The organism is Streptomyces sp. ATCC 21386 (genome assembly GCF_018728545.1).
GTDB lineage: Bacteria > Actinomycetota > Actinomycetes > Streptomycetales > Streptomycetaceae > Streptomyces.
Genome location: NZ_JAAVVL010000001.1, coordinates 7,713,117 through 7,730,507, shown reverse-complemented (window position 1 = coordinate 7,730,507; position 17,391 = coordinate 7,713,117). Strand labels below are relative to the sequence as shown.

Annotated in this window: 14 protein-coding genes; 2 read left to right on the top strand and 12 right to left on the bottom strand. The window is 73.5% G+C overall.

Annotated elements, in window-relative coordinates; genetic code table 11:
• The first annotated feature begins 119 nt into the window (after positions 1-119).
• Positions 120-2,687: a LuxR C-terminal-related transcriptional regulator gene (locus GWK25_RS33195; RefSeq protein WP_215455251.1), complete on the top strand. Its 2,568-nt coding sequence runs from the start codon at positions 120-122 to the stop codon at positions 2,685-2,687.
• On the opposite strand, the gene GWK25_RS33190 is transcribed toward GWK25_RS33195, so the two are convergent.
• The 12 genes from GWK25_RS33190 to GWK25_RS33135 all read right to left on the bottom strand — a co-directional run bounded on the left by GWK25_RS33190 (position 2,665) and on the right by GWK25_RS33135 (position 16,919).
• Positions 2,665-3,132 carry an ATP-binding protein gene (locus tag GWK25_RS33190; RefSeq protein WP_215455250.1) on the bottom strand — a complete coding sequence of 156 codons (468 nt, stop codon included), beginning with the start codon at positions 3,130-3,132 and terminating at the stop codon, positions 2,665-2,667. The two genes, GWK25_RS33195 and GWK25_RS33190, sit on opposite strands and share 23 nt — an antisense overlap.
• Positions 3,129-4,049 (bottom strand): MEDS domain-containing protein, encoded by a 921-nt coding sequence (locus GWK25_RS33185; protein ID WP_215455249.1) that lies wholly within the window; start codon positions 4,047-4,049, stop codon positions 3,129-3,131. Before GWK25_RS33185 ends, GWK25_RS33190 begins: the two co-directional genes overlap by 4 nt.
• Positions 4,050-4,219: 170 nt before the next feature.
• Positions 4,220-4,825, bottom strand: coding sequence for a hypothetical protein (locus GWK25_RS33180; RefSeq protein ID WP_215455248.1), 606 nt, complete (start codon positions 4,823-4,825; stop codon positions 4,220-4,222).
• The gene (locus GWK25_RS33175; protein WP_215455247.1) at positions 4,785-5,621 is read right to left on the bottom strand and encodes an FkbM family methyltransferase; all 837 of its coding nucleotides are present in this window, start codon (positions 5,619-5,621) and stop codon (positions 4,785-4,787) included. Before GWK25_RS33175 ends, GWK25_RS33180 begins: the two co-directional genes overlap by 41 nt.
• Positions 5,618-5,896: a Trm112 family protein gene (locus tag GWK25_RS33170; protein WP_215455246.1), complete on the bottom strand. Its 279-nt coding sequence runs from the start codon at positions 5,894-5,896 to the stop codon at positions 5,618-5,620. The genes GWK25_RS33175 and GWK25_RS33170 overlap by 4 nt, the downstream gene beginning before the upstream one ends.
• Positions 5,893-6,807: a hypothetical protein gene (locus tag GWK25_RS33165; protein ID WP_215457779.1), complete on the bottom strand. Its 915-nt coding sequence runs from the start codon at positions 6,805-6,807 to the stop codon at positions 5,893-5,895. The genes GWK25_RS33170 and GWK25_RS33165 overlap by 4 nt, the downstream gene beginning before the upstream one ends.
• 15 nt (positions 6,808-6,822) lie before the next feature.
• Positions 6,823-7,581 (bottom strand): bifunctional 2-polyprenyl-6-hydroxyphenol methylase/3-demethylubiquinol 3-O-methyltransferase UbiG, encoded by a 759-nt coding sequence (locus GWK25_RS33160; RefSeq protein WP_215455245.1) that lies wholly within the window; start codon positions 7,579-7,581, stop codon positions 6,823-6,825.
• Entirely contained in the window at positions 7,581-9,197 is a 1,617-nt protein-coding gene (locus GWK25_RS33155; RefSeq protein WP_215455244.1) for a condensation protein, read from the bottom strand. The genes GWK25_RS33160 and GWK25_RS33155 overlap by 1 nt, the downstream gene beginning before the upstream one ends.
• Positions 9,194-13,654 carry an alpha-(1->3)-arabinofuranosyltransferase gene (locus tag GWK25_RS33150; RefSeq protein WP_215457778.1) on the bottom strand — a complete coding sequence of 1,487 codons (4,461 nt, stop codon included), beginning with the start codon at positions 13,652-13,654 and terminating at the stop codon, positions 9,194-9,196. Before GWK25_RS33150 ends, GWK25_RS33155 begins: the two co-directional genes overlap by 4 nt.
• Positions 13,651-14,331 (bottom strand): bifunctional 2-polyprenyl-6-hydroxyphenol methylase/3-demethylubiquinol 3-O-methyltransferase UbiG, encoded by a 681-nt coding sequence (locus GWK25_RS33145; RefSeq protein ID WP_215455243.1) that lies wholly within the window; start codon positions 14,329-14,331, stop codon positions 13,651-13,653. The genes GWK25_RS33150 and GWK25_RS33145 overlap by 4 nt, the downstream gene beginning before the upstream one ends.
• Before the next feature lie 164 nt (positions 14,332-14,495).
• Positions 14,496-15,647, bottom strand: a complete 1,152-nt coding sequence (locus tag GWK25_RS33140; protein ID WP_215455242.1) for a glycosyltransferase family 4 protein — start codon at positions 15,645-15,647, stop codon at positions 14,496-14,498.
• 294 nt (positions 15,648-15,941) lie between these two features.
• Entirely contained in the window at positions 15,942-16,919 is a 978-nt protein-coding gene (locus GWK25_RS33135) for a DUF3068 domain-containing protein (RefSeq protein WP_215455241.1), read from the bottom strand.
• 318 nt (positions 16,920-17,237) lie between these two features.
• On the opposite strand from GWK25_RS33135, the gene GWK25_RS33130 reads away from it, so the two are divergent.
• On the top strand, positions 17,238-17,390 hold the full coding sequence (locus GWK25_RS33130) for a hypothetical protein (RefSeq protein ID WP_184894552.1): 153 nt from the start codon (positions 17,238-17,240) through the stop codon (positions 17,388-17,390).
• The last annotated feature ends 1 nt before the right edge of the window (position 17,391 follow it).

Genomic DNA, 17,391 nt, shown 5'->3' with positions numbered 1-17,391 from the left:
CGCACGCGTGAGCCGCCTCACCCGAAGAGGCGGGAAATCCACGAAGCGGGCGTCCCGCCCGTGCCCGCTGCCTACCCTTCGGGGTTACAACAGCGCGTACGGGAACCACAACTGAGGGCGTGACCAGCATCGTGGGCGGATCGGAGTCGCGGCGCACTTCCGGTTTCCCGGCGGAGCTGACGAGCTTCGTGGGGCGACGGGACGAGGCGGCCGATGTCAGGCGGCTGTTGTCGGCAGGCAGACTGCTGACGCTGACGGGACCCGGCGGGGTGGGCAAGACCCGGCTCGCCGGGCATGTGGCGGGACAGGTCGCACGGGCCTTCCCGGACGGCGTGTGGCTCGTGCCACTGGCCGCGCTGAGCGACGAGGCGTTCGTCCCGCACGCCGTGGGCGACGCGCTCGGCGTCCGCAACGAGACCGTGCGGCCCCCGCTGGAAATCCTCGTCGACCATCTGCGCGAGCGGCGCTTACTCATCGTCCTGGACAACTGCGAACATCTGTTGCGTAGTTGCGCGGTCCTCGCGGGGACGGTGCTGGCGGCCACGGAGGGCGTACGGATCCTCGCCACCAGCAGGCATCGGCTGGGGCTGGCCGGGGAGCAGCTGTTCGAGGTGCCGCCGCTGCCCGCGCCCGCGCCGGAGGAGCTGAGCCCGCCCACGAGTTCGTCGGCGGTGGAGTCCTTCCCCGCGCTGCGGCTGTTCGCCGACCGGGCGGCGGCCGTGGTCCCCGGCTTCACTGTCGGCGAGGCGAACCAGCAGGCCGTGGCCCGGCTCTGCCGCCGCCTCGACGGGTTGCCGCTCGCCATCGAACTGGCGGCGGTCCGGGTGCGCGCCCTCGGCGTGGACCAGCTCGTCGAACGCCTCGACGACCGCTACCAGCTCCTGACCTGTGGCAGCCCGACCTCCGCGCCCCGCCATCGCACCCTGCGCTCCGCCGTCGACTGGAGCCACGAACTGTGCACCCCGCAGGAGCAGTTGGTGTGGGCGTGGCTGTCGGTGTTCGTCGGCGGCTTCGACCTGGCGGCCGCCGAGGCCGTCTGCGCCGGCGAGGACGCCGGGACCGGGGAGGACGGCAGGAGCGGGGAGCGGATCGCCCCGGGCGCGGTGCTGGACGCCGTCGCCGGACTCGTCGACAAGTCGGTCCTCGTCCGCGAGGAGCACGCCGGTCAGGTCCGCTACCGGCTGCTGGTGTCGCTGCGCGACTACGGGCTGGAGAAACTGCACGCCCTGGGCGAGGCGACCGAGACCCGGCGACGGCACCGGGACCACTTCGCGCGCCTGGGGGCCGAGTACGAGCAGGCGTGGTTCGGCCCCGACCAGACGGAGATCACCGAACGCATCCGGATCGACCAGGACAACTTCCGGGCCGCCCTGGACTTCTGCCTCACCACCCCCGGCGAGGCGCAAGCCGGGCTGCGGCTCGCCGCCCGGCTGTGGTTCCACTGGGTCGCGGGCGGCATCTGGGGCGAGGGACGGCACTGGATGGACGGGGCCCTGCGCGCCGGTGCCCGGCCCGATGTGGCCCTGACCCGCGCCATGTGGGCGGGCGCCCTGACCTCCTTGGTGCACAGCCGCTCCGCCGCCGTCCTGGCCGGCCTCGACCCGGTGCGGACCGCGGCCGAGGCCGACGAGGAACTCCCGGTGCCGGCGCCCCCGCCCGTGCCGGCCGGTGCCCTCGCCCCGGGCCGGGCGCGCGCCTCCACCGCCTTCGTCGTCCTCACCCGCGTCGAACTGGCCTGCACCCTCGTCAGCCGGGGCCGCGCCGACGAGGCGATCCCGCTGTGCGCCGAGGCCGTCGCCCTCTGCGAGGCCCACGGGGAACAGTGGGCCCGCTCCTGGGCGCTGCGCACCCTCGCCCTCGCGCACTGGTCGGCCGGGCAGTACGACCGGGCCGCCGAGCACGCCCGCGCCTGTCTGCGGCTGCCGTACACCGTCAGCCAGCACCAGAGTCTCGCCCGCACCCTCGATCTGCTCGCCGCCGCCGAGGCGCTGGCGGGTGACGCCGAGCGGGCCGGTGTGCTGCGCGGTGCCGTCGACCGGATCTGGCACGACATCGGCGGCAACCCCATGGAGGCCCTCCAGCCCGGCCGCGCCCGCGCCGCCGAACACCACGCCCGCCGCGTCCTCGGCGACCACGCCTACGCCCTGGCCCACCGCCGGGGCGGCCGGCTCACACCCGAGCAGGCGGTGGCCTACGCCCTGGGCGAGCCGGGGGAGGGCACGGCCGCCGCGCGGACGGGCGGACGACGGGACGGCGCCGGGCCGGCCTCCCGCACCGGCGGACGGCGTGACGGCGCGGCCTTCGGGCCGAGCGTGGACGACGGGCGGGACGCCTCGGGCCCCGGCTCGCGTGCGGGGGAGGCCTCCGCCGTACGCCGGAACGTGCGGAACTTCTCCCCGGGCCCCCGGGAGGACGCCCTCGCGGCCGGGGGTCCGGCCCGCGCCCTGGCGTCGACGAAGGCCCCGGCCCCCGTCACCGCGCCCGTGGTCGACCCGGTCCCGCTGACCCGCCGTGAACTGCAGGTCGCGGCCCTCGTCGCCCAGGGCCGCACCAACAAGCAGATCGCCGATCACCTCGTCATCGCCCGCCGTACCGCCGAGGGCCATGTCGAACGCATCCTGGTGAAGCTGGGGTTCCACAACCGCAGTCAGGTGGCGGCCTGGTTCAGCGCGCGGGCGGGGCTGTAGCCGGCGGCGTACGCACGGGGCCGGGCGACAGAGCCGGCACCGGGCCGGGCGACGGAGCCGACAGCGGGGCGGGGAGCGGGGCGGACAGGGTGACCGTGGTGCCGTGAGGCGTGTCGCGGACGTCGATCCGGGCGGGAGCGCCGATACCGGCGATCAGCGACTCCGCGAGCTCCGCGCCGTGCCCCTCGGCCCGGTCCGGCGGGGGGACAGCACCGCCGTACCCCACCTCGCAGAGCAACTCGCCCTCTTCTACGCGGAGTTCGACGACTTGCGGGTCGGCGCCCCGGGTGGCGGCGTCCGTGGCGATCTCCACCGCGGCCTGCAGGAAGGCACCCCTGGCGGAGGCCGGGAGACGGGCGCGCAGGGACGCCTCCTCCAGCAGGGCGCGCACCAGGGGGAGTTCGGGACCACGGAACTCCATCCGCAGCCGCAGGCCCTCGCTCACCCGGCGTCCCCCTCGTCTCCTTCGCCCTCCACCCGGACCACGAGCTGGGGCACCTCGTCGGCGCCCAGTTGCTCCAGCACCAGCCCCAGCAGTTCCCCGCAGCGCACGGTGACCTCGCTGCCGGCCGGGAGCGAGGCGGCGAGGCTGATCAGCTGCCAGGCGCAGTGGGCCTCCATGAAGCACAGGTCGCGGAGGTCGAGGACGAAATGACCGGGTCCCGAGTCGTCACGGTGTTCCAGTGCCTCGCGCAGCGCCTCGACGAACTCGCTGCGGGTGCTCAGCTCGGCGGTGCCGGCCATCCGGCCGCCGTCCGGTGTGCCGGTGACGTCCAGGGAGTCCAGGCGTTCCAAGACCCGCAGCGGATGGACCTTGCCGACGCGGGAGGTCAGCTCGTCGTCGAAGCGCTGGCGGTCGTACCAGCAGATCGCCGTGAACAGCGGGTCCGCGAAGAGCGGTGCCACCGAGGCCTCGTAGTCGAGCAGCCGGTCGTGGCCGAGGTTGACCCGGGGCGCCCAGCTCATGTCGGCGGTGACCCGCAGCCCCGCCCAGCCCTCGTCGCAGGCGCGGTCGACCTCGGCGGCGTACGTGTCGATCGTGCGCCGCTCCTGGAAGCGGCCGTCGGGCACGTACATCTCGGTGTTGCGCCTGAGCGACAGCTGCCCGGCGTCCCGCGCCGCCGCCACCTGCCCGCTGCCCCGGTCCAGCAGCGCGACCACCTCGTCGTCGCTCAGATCGTCCGGGTCCATGACCAGCAGGACCTTCTCGCCGCGCGCCAGACTCGTCCGGGTGTACGCGGTGAAGACCTTCCACGGTGACTCGTCGGCCCCCTCCAGGTCCCTCGGCCCCATGCACGCGTGATCCCCCAGCCGCAGCCGCTCGACGGGCACGGTTCGCTCCGCGGGGTGCTGGGTCGTCATGGGGGCGCCTTCCCGTGAGGATCAGAACTCTGCACGGACAGTAGGCCCACCGGCGCCTGAGACGTCCGGATGATCGCCAATCTTCTGCTTGGGAGGATTTCAGGGCGGTTCGGAGAGAAGTCCGATCGAGAGTGTGCGCCACCCGACCGGGGGTGACCGGGTGTTTCCGCTCAGGCCACCCTCTGCAACAACCCCCACGTGAACTCCGCGACACACTCCCGCCGCGCCCCGTCCCCGCCCGGCGCGACGAAGCGCAGCCCCCACCGCGTGGGCGCCGTCCCCTCCAGCGGCCTGGCCGGCGCGAACGCCCGTGCCACCTCGTCCACCGTGCAGGACCACGGCACCAGATCCTCCAGAGCGCGCAGCTCGGGCCCGGCCGCCCCGGGCGCGCGCACCAGCCACTCGTTCCACACCGCTCCGTTCGGCGCCAGCAGCACCTCGAACCGGAGGTCGTCCCACAGCGGCACCGGCCACAGCCACGCCTCGCACTCCAGGTCCCCGATACGGCGCACGGTCACGGACTCGGGCGCGCCCAGGACCGACCGGTACCGCGACGCCGACCCCCGGGCCCGGGGCGAGCGCACCATGGCCTGCCACCGTCGGTTCGCCTCACGCATCTCGGTGATCGAGACGCCCAGCTCGCGCCGGGCGTCCTCGACGAGCCCCGGGTTGTGGTCGGCCATCCGGCGCAGCAGCACGAGCTGGAAGTCGAGCGGGGTGAATGGACCGGAGGGCCTATCCGGCCCGGGGCGCTTCGCGGAGGACATGCGCCCCATGGTCGCGTACGGCGCCGGACGCGACGGGCGCCTCACCCGGGCGGCGCCCGTCCGGCAGGAACAGCACCGAGTTGACGTACCGCCCGGCGAACGGCAGGACCCGCCGCAGCAGCCCCCTGGACGCCCGGTGCGACGTACGCGCCTGGTGGGCCTCCAGGGTGGCCGGGTCCAGCCGACGCCACGTCTTCGCGGGCAGGACCCAGCCGGCGTAGCCGAGGCCCGCGAGCAGGTCGACGACCGGGGTGATCGGCTGGATACGGCACTCCAGCTCGACGAAGAGCGCCGGGCGGTCGCGGACGAGGAGGCCGGTCGCGCCGCGCAGGACGGCCAGTTCGTTTCCGTCGACGTCGATCTTGACGAAGCCGACGTCGGTCAGACCGAGATCGTCGAGGGTCACACAGCGGACGTCCAGGGCACGGCCGTGGATGTCCCGGCGGACCAGCGAGGACACGCCGCGCTCCCCGTCGTCGCCCGGCGGCAGCCAGAGCCGGGCCGTGCCCGGCCGGTCCGAGGCGGCGGCCTGGACGACACGGACGTTGGCGGGGGCCGACGAGACGAGCAGCCGGGCCAGCCGGGGCACCGGCTCCACGGTCACCACCCGCCCGGCGCGTGCCGCCAGCCGGCGCGTCCAGGGGCCGTACCAGCCGCCCACGTCCACGGCCGTGCCGCACCCCGGCGGGCACAGCTCGTCGAGCCGGGCCAGCTCCGGCTCGAAGCGCGGGTAGACGAGCCGGGCGGTCGCGGCGACCAACGGGTCCGGGAGGAGCGGCGCGAGCCGCGCGGCCAGTGTGGTCATGAGTCCAGCTTTCGGAGCAATGCCTCGTGTTCGTCCTCCGTCACCTGCTCGCCCGACGACGGCAGCAGTTGCGGAATGCCATCGACGATCGGGTAACGGCGGTGCAGCCGGGGGTTGTAGAGCGACTCCGGGGCCCGGGAGGCGTCGGAGCCGGCATCGGCATCGGCCTCGGCACCGGAGCCGCCGGGGCGCTCCTCCTCGTGGACCACCAGATGCAGCGGCCCCTTGTCCAGCGGGCACGCCAGGATCTGGAGCAACGGGTCGTCGGGGTTCAAGGCGGGGTCAACTCCTTGGCAGGTGCGGGGGATGGGGACGTCGGCGGGGGACTGTCGTGCTTGGGCATGCTCAGCAGCACACCGACCGCGAGGACCGTGCCCGAGAGCCGCAGCGTCAGCCGCAGCGGATCGTCGGGCAGCGACTCGCCGAACGACAGCGTGCCGAGCACGGCCGTGAACAGACAGGTCACCGTCGTACAGACCGGCACGATCAGCGAGGCCCGGCAGCGCTGGAGCGCCGCCTGCGACAGCACCAGGCCGAACGCGCCGGTGAACAGCAGGAGGTACGGGTACGGGGAGCGCAGCAGGCCGACGACCGCCTCGCCGAGAGCACCGGTCGTCAGGTAGCTCGACACGCCCTTGATCGCGAGCGAGCTGACGCCGTACAGCAGGCCCACGGCCACGCCGTACTCGACGCCCGTGGTCGGCAGTCGGTGCCGGTGCCGGGCGCGCCGCTCGGCGGACCGGTACAGCCCGACGCCCGCCGCCAGCGCGGGCAGACAGATCGTGAGGACCAGCGCGTACGGCGCCTCGCGGCTGACCGTGTCGGTGCCCTCGTCCAGGGACAGCACCACCATCAGCAGGGCGGCGAGGATGGCCCCGAGGGCGTACCGCTCCCGGCTGCTCGTCTCCTCCCCGAGCAGCCGCGCCGACAGCAGGACCAGCAGCACCAGGCCCGAGACGAAGATGCCCTGGGCTGCGGCGATCGGCAGGGTCCGGTAGACGACGAGCTGGGCGGCGAACCCGGCGGCCAGCGACAGGGAGCCCGCGATCCACAGCGGACTGCCGACGACCAGACGCAGCAGTTTGAACGGCTCGCGGACCGTCACCTGGGGCATCGCGGTGAGGGCCCGTTTCTCCAGGACGAATCCCGTGCTGTACAGCGCGTTCGCCAACAGGGCCGCGGCCACTCCCCACCACATCGCCTACGTCCTTCGCGCGTGCAGCAGCAGGATCGACGCCGCCGAAGGGGCCGCGCAGGCCAGCCGGTCCAGTGGACGCAGCGGACGCGGTACGCCGTGGAAGGGCGCCCCGCGCAGCCGGACCACCTCGAATCCGGACGCGGCCACGAACTCCCTGAGCGCGCGGGCGGTGTAGAGCCGCAGATGGCCCACGACCTCCGTCCCCGGGCGGCCGTGGATGCCGCGCAGGCTCACCTCGGAGAACACCGGCTGCACGCCCGCGAGGAGCAGGGCGCGGTTGTACCAGGCGGCCAGGTTGGGGGTCGACAGCATCAGATGGCCGCCCGGTCGCAGGACGCGGCGGATCTCGTCGAGGGCCGCGTCCGGGTCGACGAGGTGCTCGATGACCTCGCTGAACAGGACGGCGTCGGCGGACTCCGAACGCAACGGCAGGCCGCCGTCGGCCAGTTCGCCCCGGATCGCGTACGGGACGCGGGTGCGGGCGCGGCGGAGGGCGTCCTGGGACCAGTCGACGCCGATGATGCGGTGACCCGGGAGGAGGGGCGCGGCGGTGGCCGCGGCCGTGCCGTCGCCGCAGCCGATGTCGAGGATCGTGCGGGGGCCGGTACGGGCCGCCGGGCCCAGGGCGGCCGCCAGCATGCGGGCCTGGGCGAGGCTGCGGGGGGTGCCGGAGGCGACCGGGACGGACGGGTCCTCGTAGAAGTCGCGAAGTCCCTTGACCCGGTGCGCTGTTGTCGTGGTGGTGGGTGAGGTGGTCGGCATCACTCGATGTCCTCTTCCGTCGCGTGCAGGTAGTGCTCGAAGAGGTCGCGGAGGTGGGCGCCGTCGCCGTGGCTGAGCAGGGACCGGGACCAGCGCAGGGCCAGGTGGAGGCGGCCCGCCGTGGAGGCGGTCGTGACGGTGAGGCCGCGCGGCATACGGGCGGGGGCCGAGAACCAGACCGCGTGGGCGCGCCCCGCCTCCTCGCCGAAGTCCAGCGCGTACGGGACGCGGCCGATGTTGCTGAGCAGGGTGGTGGACGTCCAGGGCGCGGCGGCCCGGCGCAGGCCCTTGGTGAGGGCGGCGCGCCAGGACACGGGGACCACCGGCGCCGTCAACAGAGATGCGCCGTGGCCCAGTTGGGGGCACGGGAGGGACTTCAGGGCGCGGGTGCGGTCCGCCGTGCGGCGCAGGAGAGTGGCGAGCGGGGTGTGGTTCCGGCTCAACTCATCAGGGGAGAAGGTGACTTCGACCAGGCGGGTGCCGTTGCCTATCGGCATGTCCGTGTCCCTGGGGCGGTCGTCCACCGGCATGGTGATGCGCAGGGGGCGGGGGTGGGCGCCGTGCTCCCGGTTCCAGTGGGCGAGCATCAGGGCCGTGGTGACCATGAGCTGGTCGTTCACGGTGTAGGGGGCGGACTTGGGGCGGCGGGGGACGGGCAGCTCGGTGACGAGCAGGCCGTTGCCGGGGGAGGGTTCGGGGGCGCCGGGGGCCACGCGGGCGGGGCGGGCCCAGTTGGAGGGGGGCGTCGTCTCGGCCTGGGGTGGTTCGTCCTGGGCGGGGGTGGGGCGGACGGGTGGGGCGGTGGGGGCGTTGTCCTGTCCGCCGTAGAGCTGCGCGGCGGTGGCGAGGATACGGAGGCAGGCGGGGCCGTCCAGGGCGGTGTGGTTGATGGTGAGGAAGAGGACGGTGCCGGGGTCTTTTGTGCCGCTGGGGGTGGAGGTGGGGGCGGTGTCGGTGCCGGAGTTTTCGGGGTGCCCGGGGGTGGTGTCGGCCGGAGGTCGGGTCCGCTGCTCGGCGGCGCGAGGTGCCGCTGCGCCCGCCCTCCCCCACTCTCGGCTTCGCTCGAGCGGGGGGACCCCCATCGCCCCAGCGGCACGATTGCCCGCAGCTGAGTGGGCGAGGGAGGCGGCCCCGGGTGGGCGGGGGGATGTCGGGGCGTGACTGCCCGTGGCCAGGCCTACCGCGTCCGACGCCTCGCTGCCCACTGCTGGGCCCGCGCCCTCCACCACCTCCAGGCGGATCGGTGGGGAGAGGGTCAGCGGGGGTGCCTCCATCAGGGCCCTGGTCCGGGCGTCCCGCAACGCGTGCGGTCCGGCCGGCAGGAAGGTCACCACCTCGACCTCCGGCTCCTCCGTCAGCTCCCACTCGTAGCGGCGCCGGTACCAGGGGCCCGGGGCCTCGCGCATGAGGATGCGGGGGTGGCGGTGGAGCGCGGCGAGGAAGGCGGTGCGGAGGCGGTCGGGGTCGAGCCGGCCCGGGAGGTGGACCTCGATGTGGACGGTCTCGGGCTCCGCTTCCTGGAGGCAGTGGCGGGACACCTCGTCCACCACCGGGAAGGGGATCCGCACGGGCCCCGGCGCGGCCTCGTCCCGTGCGGGCCGGTCCAACGCCGTCATCCCGGCTCCCCCTTTCCCGCACCGCCGGCACCCCCGCCGTCCCCGTCCTCCGCCGGTGTCGTGCTCGGCCTCCGCTTCGTGAAGGGGATGCGACGGGTCGGGGTGTCGGGGTCTCCCTGCAGGGCGGCAGGGCCGCGTGCGGAGATCGTCGGGCTCGCGACGGGTCCGCCGCCTCCGCCTCCGCTTTCCGCGCCGCCCCCTTCGCCGGCCGGCCCGCCGTTCAGCGTCTTGCCGATCCTTCGCCGCTGCGGCAACGGCTCCGTCGCCGCCTCCGCCCCCGGCGGACGCTCGAACTCCCGCGTGGCGCCGGGCCGTTCCGGCGCGGTCGCGACATCCGCGCCCACACTCACCAGCGCCGCGAACAGGCCGATGAGGGCGAGGAGTTGGGCCACCGGACCGAACGCGCCCGTGTCGGCCGCCACCGGCTCGCCCGCCCCGAACGCGGCCGCGATCCCCGCACCCGCCAGCGCCAGGAAGGCGATCGGCACAAGCAGGGTGTGCCGTTTCCAGGCGAGCAGGGCCAGCAGCGGCACGAGGAGGGCGAAGAAGCCCGCGATGACGATGCCGACGAGGGTGAGCGCGACCGTGCCGAGCCAGAGGCCGGGGCCCGGCGGCGTCGGCTGCGGTGCGTCCGGGTTGGGCTCCCGCCGGCGCCAGAGGGCCAGCCCGACGAGGGCCGCGAGGCCGACCCCCGCCCCGATCAGCCCCGCCTCGTACGTCACGGACGGCTCGTACGACAGCTTGACCGTGCCGCCCGCGCCGCCGGGGACGCGCCAGCCCTGCTGCCAGCCGTCGAGCCTGACCGGGGTCAGCTCGCGGCCGTTCAGCGTGGCCTTCCACCCGTCGTTGAAGTTCTCGTACGTCGTCAGGTAGGAGGCCGCACCGTCGCCGACCGAGACCGCGCGGCGGTCGCCGAGCCAGTCCTTGATGTCCAACTCCCGTCCGGCGGAGGCCGGTTCGGTGACCGTGCCCCGGGTGAGCGTGACGGTCGTGACGGCCAGCGCGCCCGTGTCCTCGGACTCGAAGGTGTGCCGGTCGGCGGCGTCGAGCTCCAACCCGCCGCCTGCGCGGCTGTTCTGGCAGAGCGTCAGGTCGACCGGGCGGCGCTCCACCAGGTCCCGTACGGTCACCCGCGCGCTCGTCTCGTACAGGGTCCCGTCGACGTCGAGCGTCGGTCCCTCGCCGCACGGCAGCTCGAAGTCGCGGGTCGGGGCGGGCTGCGGGGTGCGGTACTGGTCGAGGGCCGGGACGTAGGCCTCGGTGAGCCCGACCGGGAGTTGCAGGTCGTCGTCGGCGACGGGGTTGTGGACGGTCATCGGGGCCGTCTCGGTGACGGTGATGTCGAGCTGGTCGGTGTTGATCGGGTCGAAGCGCACCCAGCCGTTCTCGTCGACCCCGGCGACGACCGCGCCGTCCGGGGAGCTGATCTCGACCTGGGTGGGCCGGGCCGACAGCCCGCCCGCCGGGGCCAGGACGAGCGAGCCGACCGGCCACTTGTCCTTCCAGCTCAGATGGATCGTCGGCTCGTCGCCCGCGATCCACGCCGTGGTCAGGTCGCCGTCGGTGAGGTTACGGGGTGACAGTCCTGCCCCGAGCGAGGCGGTGGAGTCGGCCGTCGCGGTCATCCGGGTCTGCTGGTCGGGGGCGACCTCGTACAGCAGCTTGTCCAGCTCGTCACCCGGCACGGGCACGGCCGTCGCCTTCAGCTCGTACGTCCCCGCCGTGCCGGTGGCGAAGGTGCGGTGCAGGCCGGGCTCGGTGCCCGTGGGGGAGAGGCCCGTCGGGTCGGCGGCCCGCTGGAGCGAGACCACCTCGGCGGAGGCGGCCGTGCCCTCGGCGGCCTGGGCGTCGGTCGGCAGCCGCAGCATGCGGGTGACCTTGACGCCCGGGATGTCGACCTCGGCGAAGCCCGCGCCGACCAGGCCGGTGTGCCGCTCCGCCGAGTCGAGAATCGTGATCTTCAGCCAACGTGTCTCGCCGGGGCGGGCGTTGACGCTCTGGGTGGATCCGTCGGCCTGGAGGTTGGTGGAGCGTGAGCCCCGCTCGGTCTCCACCTTGATCCGGGTCGGCGCCGACCGCACCCCGTCCTGCGGCAGCGGGGTGACCTCGAAGGTCTCCGGGATGTCCTGGGCCTCCTCGAAGTCGATCCGCAGCCACTGCCCGTTCGCCGAACCGGCCGCGCCCTCCGCCCAGGCGGTGTCCCGGTCGCCGTCGAAGGCGTTCACCGGGTCGTACTGCGGCAGGTGGAACAGCCAGTTGCCGCTGGTCGAGGCGGTCACGGACTTGGCGCCGCGCAGCTCGGCCACCGTCTGACGGTCGAGCCCCGACACCGGCAGGATCTGCTTCGGCTGCTCACCGGCGTCCTGCACGCTCCCGCTCGGGTTCCGCTCGTCCGCCGTGTACGTGTACGACGTGTTGGCGTTGACCAGGCCGAACCGGGTGTCCGCCCGGCGCAGCCCGTCCCCGACCACCTGGACGGCCGGGGTGCCGAGACCGGGATGGTTGTCGCCGGTCAGCACGGTGGCCCGGTCGCGCAGCTCCGGGTCGGCGGCCAGCGGCAGCAGCGACTCAGGGCCGCCGGAGACGACGGCGGTGTCCGCGATCGCCTTCAGCCCGGCCTGCCCGGGACGCGGCACGTCCTCGGCGGGCCGGTAGATCTCCACGGCCCGCTGCCGCGCGTACAGGCCCTCGACCTGGAGCGGGGTGCCCTCGGCGATCCGCCCGCCGGTCATGACCGGCCCGAGCCCGGTGACCCGCTCGTACCCCGACTGCTCCAGGGTCCGCTTCACGGTCGTGGTCGGCACGGCACCGATCTGGTCGGGGTCCAGGTCGTTGCGGACGACGACGTAGTACAGGCCCGCCCGGCTCAAGTAGTCCGCGAGACCGGGCACTTCGGCGCCCGTCAGCAGAGCCTGCTCGACCGCGTCCATCGCGCGCCGGTTGCCGGGGGTGCCGAACGGCACGTAGTCGCGCTGCGCCCAGCGGGACTCGGCGAGCACGTCCAGGGGCTGGTCGACGGTGGTGCCCCAGGTGTGGATGCCGTGCGCGGTGGCCGGCACCACCAGTGCCCGCGAGTCCGGTGAGTACTTCTCCAGCCAATCGGCGGTCGCCTGCCAGTACTTGGGCAGCTCCTGGAACGAACCGGGCTGCAGCACGGTCCCGTTGAGGTACGGCCACAGCAGACCGGGTACGACGAGCACGGTCGCGACCAGAGGTGCGAACCGCCGCCCCCGCACCGGGCGGGCCCCGCGCGCCTGCGTGGCCACTCCCACGAGGTGCGCTAGCCCGAGCACCAGCGCCAGCGCCAGCCCGGTCTGGAACTTGTAGATGTTCCGGAAGGGCGCGAGGCCCCCGTTCAGCCAGTCCTGCACCACCCCGTGGAACGGCGCCCCGAAGGCGCCGCCGTACCCGGCGAGCGTGACCAGCGCGACCACCAGCACGGTCAGCACCAGCCAGCGCCGCTCCGGCATGTCCCGCCGGGCGAGCCCGGCCAGACCCAGCCCGGCCGCCAGCGCCGACGACAGGATCACCAGCACGGAGGCGGCGACCGACCAGCCGGCCGGCAGCCAGGGCTCACCGAAGTTCAGATACGCCACCCAGTTCCCGGCACCCCGCAGCGCCTCGGTGGCGGACATCGTGGCCGTCGTGGTCTGCGAACTCTCGACGTACGGAAGGAAGTTCTCCCCGTAGAAGCCGAGCAGCAGCAACGGCACCACCCACCAGGCGGTCGCCAGGATCACCCCCGGCACCCACCAGGCGATGAGCCCGCGCTGTCTGGGCCCCGGTGTCCGGGTGAGCAGATACAGGCCGACGGGCAGCAGCGAGGCCAGGGTCGCCGAGGCGTTGACGCCGCCCATGAAGGGGATGACCAGCGCCGACCGCAGCGCCGCCACCCGTGGGCTGTACCGCTCGTCCGTCAGCGGCAGCAGAACCCACGGCAGGAAGGCCCCGGGCAGCGCGGCGGCCGAGGTCGACCCCACGACCGTGGTGAACACCGGCCACAGCGCATAGGCGCCGGCGGCCAGGAGACGGGACGCGGAACTGCCGACATCCAGCCGTTCGGCCAGCCGCAGCGCACCCCAGAAGGCCACCGACACGATGAGCGACAGCCACAGCCGCTCCGCCAGCCACACCGGCAGGCCGACCACATCGGTCAGCCCGTAGTACGGCAGCATCGGCCACAGGTAACCGACGTACTGGTCCTGGATCCCGCCGAACCCGCCCCGGTCGTGCCACAACTGGCCCAGGTCGGAGACGAACTGCCAGGGATCGGTGGTGACCCCGAGCTTGGTGTCGAAGGTCTGCCGCCCCGGCTGCGCCGCGACCAGCAGCACGAACACCACGGCCCAGAACCCCAGCAGCCAGCGCCGCGACCGAGGTCCCCCGGGAGGGGGCCCCTCGGTCGTGCCCGGCGGCCGTACCGGCGCGGGAGGTGGAGCCTGGACCGTGCTCGTCATGGTGGACACCGCCGGAGGATGAGGAGAAGGTTCCAGGTGGCGAACTCACGCAGGCCCGGCGCCTTCACGACGGTCTCCGCGAGGAACGGCCAGTAGCGGGAGCGCGCCGACACGACCGTCACGTCGTCCCGGCCGCGCACCTGCCGCAGAGTGCGTCCGATGTGCACGGCGAAGAGGTTCTCGCCGAGGGTGTGCTTGGCGTCCTTACCCGTACGGCGCCGATAGCGGGCCCGTGCCCGCTCCGCCCCCAGGTAGTGCCAGGGCGCCCACTCGTGACCGCCCCACGGGGACAGCCAGTTCGTGAACGACACGTAGATCAGCCCGCCGGGCCGGGTGACCCGGACGAGCTCGCTGACGAAGGTCGGCGGATCGGCGACGTGCTCCAGCACGTTGGAGGTGAAGGTGACGTCCGCGACCCCGTCGGCCAGCGGCAGCAGATACCCGTCGGCGACGACCGCCCCGTCGGGCGGCTTCGTCCCCAGCTCCCGCAGATCCGGCTCGAAGAGATACGCCTGCGCGCCGCGCCGCCGGAACTCCTCGGTGAAGTACCCGCTCCCACCGCCGACATCGACCACGGTGAGCCCGTCGACGGCCCTCCCGCCGTACGCCTCCACCTGGTCGACGGCATCCCGGGCGAGCAGGGAGTAGCAGTACTCGGGATCGTCCTGCTCCCGCATGAAGGCCCGGAAGAGGGTGAGGGAGCGCCGAAAGGAGGGGTCCTTGAAAGGTCGCTCGACTGCCGCGCCCCGATAGGGGCGCGGGGAACCGCCCGACCAGCCACGACGACTCCGCAGTCGCCAACGGCCGGTCGACGCAACCCATTTGGCGCCGCCTTCCGCCTTCACGGGGCCCAACCCCTCACCGCCTCGGAGGCCACCGCCCTGAACTGCCGCACCGTGCGATCCCACCGAAAATGCGCGGCGCGCTCCCGCGCCGCCTTCCCCATCAGCACCCGCCGATCGGTCGACAGCGCCAGCGCGCACCAGGCCGCCGCGAACGACGACTCCCCCCGGGCGAGCACCCCGGTCTGCCCGTCCACCACGGAGTCCCGCAGCCCGGGCACGTCGAAGGCGACCGAGGGGGTCTCCCGCACGGCGGCCTCCGTGACGACCAGCCCCCACCCCTCCACCGACGACGGATGCAGCAGCAGCCAGGCCGCGCACAGCAACCGGTGCTTCTCCTCCTCGGTGACGTGTCCGGCGAACTCGACACCGGCTCCGGCCATCGCCTCCAGCCGCGCCCGTTCGGGTCCGTCGCCGACGATCACGAGCCGTCCGCCCGTGACCGGCCGCACCCGTTCCCAGAGCCGCAGCAGCAGGTCGATCCGCTTGTACTCGACCAGCCTGCCCACCGCCACGAACAGCGGTTCGGGCGAGCGGTCGGCACGCGGCCCGGGTTCCTCGACGCCGTTGTGCACGACCCGTATCCGCTCCCGCTCCACGCCGATCGAGCGGAGCGCGGTGGCCGTGGACGAGGAGACGGCGACCAGCAGGTTCCGGCGTTGCGCGGCCGTCAGCGACCAGTGTTCCAGTCTTCGGCCGAGCCGGGCGGCGGGCGCCAGCGGGCCGCCGAACCGCTGCTTCCACAGATCCGTGTGCACATGGTTGACCAGGCACATCGTCGGCCCGTGGTGCCAGAGCGGCGCGAGGTAGGGCATGCCGTTGCAGACCTCGACGAGGAGGTCGCAGTCGCCGACCTGACGGGCGAAGGTCGACCGGGCGCGCAGATGGTGGCTCAGGTCGCCCCCGGCGGAGACGACCCGGTAGCCGCGGTAGGCGGCGGGGCCGCCGCACAGCAGGGTGACCTGGTGGCCGAGTCTGGTCAGTCCGTCGGCGAGCCGGTCGACGAGGAGCTCGGAGCCCCCCGCCGCTGGATTGCCGAGGTCACGGCGGGCGAGAAAGACGATCCGGCGCGGCTGTGGGGAGCCTGCCGAACGGTGCTGGTCCAGGCGCGGAAACACCTCGACCAGCGAGAACGGCACGTGCTGGGGCATGGGTGCTCCAACTCGTCTCGGGGTGCGGAACTCAGCGGGGAGAAGGACGTTCGCTGTGGGGGATGTTCCGGTGGGCGGGGGGTCCGGATGGGTCGGGCGGGTCGGGCGGGTCTCTTGTCCGGTGGAGATGTCGGACGTCGCTTGTTCGCGGGGCGGGGCTTGTAGGCGGGATGTTGCTTGTACGCGGGATGTGGGTGGGCTGTGCTCGGGTGGGTTGGACAGTTTTCGCCCAGCGGTACGAAGCTGCTACTCACCGGCGTGACAATTTCCGGGGTTTATTGAACTGACGCCCTGTCACATCGTGATCGGAGCCTGGGGCGACTCGGGCGTATCGGGGCGCCGCCTGCCGCGGACGACCAAAACGGCACCCGTCGCGGCGAGGACGAAACCGAGCACAGCGGTACCGATCGGCACCGTGCGCCCCACCAGTCGCAGCAGTCCGCTGTCCTTCTCCGCCTGGTCCACCGCGAACTTCTGCGTCGCCGGGGTGAACGCGAGCTTCCGGCTGTCGAGCAGCACCGCCGCGTCCTCGTCGCCGCCGGGTGCCCGCAGGGTCCGGCGCGGCCCGGTCTGCGCGTAGAGCACACGGCCCGTGCTCTGGTCGACGACGAGTTCGAGACCGTGGTTGGCGTACCACTCCTCGGCGAGCACCTGCGGCCGGCTCGGCTCGTCGACGAGGGCGCCGGGGACCAGCCGCGTGCCGGTCCTGGTGGCCGGAACCTTCGCCGTGAAGCGCAGCCCCTCGTAGCCCCGGATCTTCTTCCGGCCCTCGTAGTGGAGGGTCACCGTCGCGCCGAGGGTGTTGTCCCACCAGCGGTAGGAGCGTTCCTGCACGTCGAAGGGGAACTTCAGGTACGCCTCGCCCTCGATGTACGGCTTCTCGTCGCAGCAGTGCACCGGCCGGTTGGTCTTCCGGTCGCTGACCCAGCGGTGCGGGGTGAAGTCCAGCGCGTCGTGCGGGTCGGCCGCCGGCAGTGACTTGTCGGTGTCGACCGAGGTGATCACGTCCCACACCGCGGCCCCGCTGCGCTCGCTTTCGGCCACATCGCCGCGTACCCGCTGGGTCACGGTGATCTTCTGGTCCGGCACGGTCTTCACCTGCTCCACGTCGAACACGCTGCCCGTGCCGGTGTAGACGGCGGTCGTGTCGATGTCGATCGGATTCACGGCGGCCCGCGGCTGCACGTACCACGCGAGCAGCGGCGCGAGTACCAGCAGGAAGGTGCCGAGGCCCAGCAGGACCAGGGACGATGGTGAGGCTGTACGGCGCATCCGGGCACTCCAGTTGGCGTTGGGAGGTGCGGCTCGGGCAGGCGCGGGGCGGAGGCCACGCCCGGGGAACGTGCGCGTGCGGAGAGGGGGCGGAGCAGAGGGCGGGGCATGGGCTGCGCATCGTGCTACCGACGGGTTGCGTATGGGCCGGGAACCGTAGGCGGAGTCTTGACGCAGTGTCAATGCATTGCTGACACTGGGCCGGAGCCGACGGCCTGGACGGGGTGTCGGCCGTGGGACCGCCCGTCGGTCCCGTCGACGTGCGCGTGCGGGGTGCCCTGGGTGGGGACGACCTGTCGACCGAGAGGCTGCCCTGCGATGTCCAGACTGCTCGCCGCCGTGCTGACCATGGCGGCCGCCGCCGCTCTCGCCGTGGGGGCCGCGCTCGGCGTCGTCGCGCTGCTCGACGCGACGCCGGACCAGCCGAACACGCCACTCATCACCTATGAGAACGCCGGTCGGGAGCGCTGAG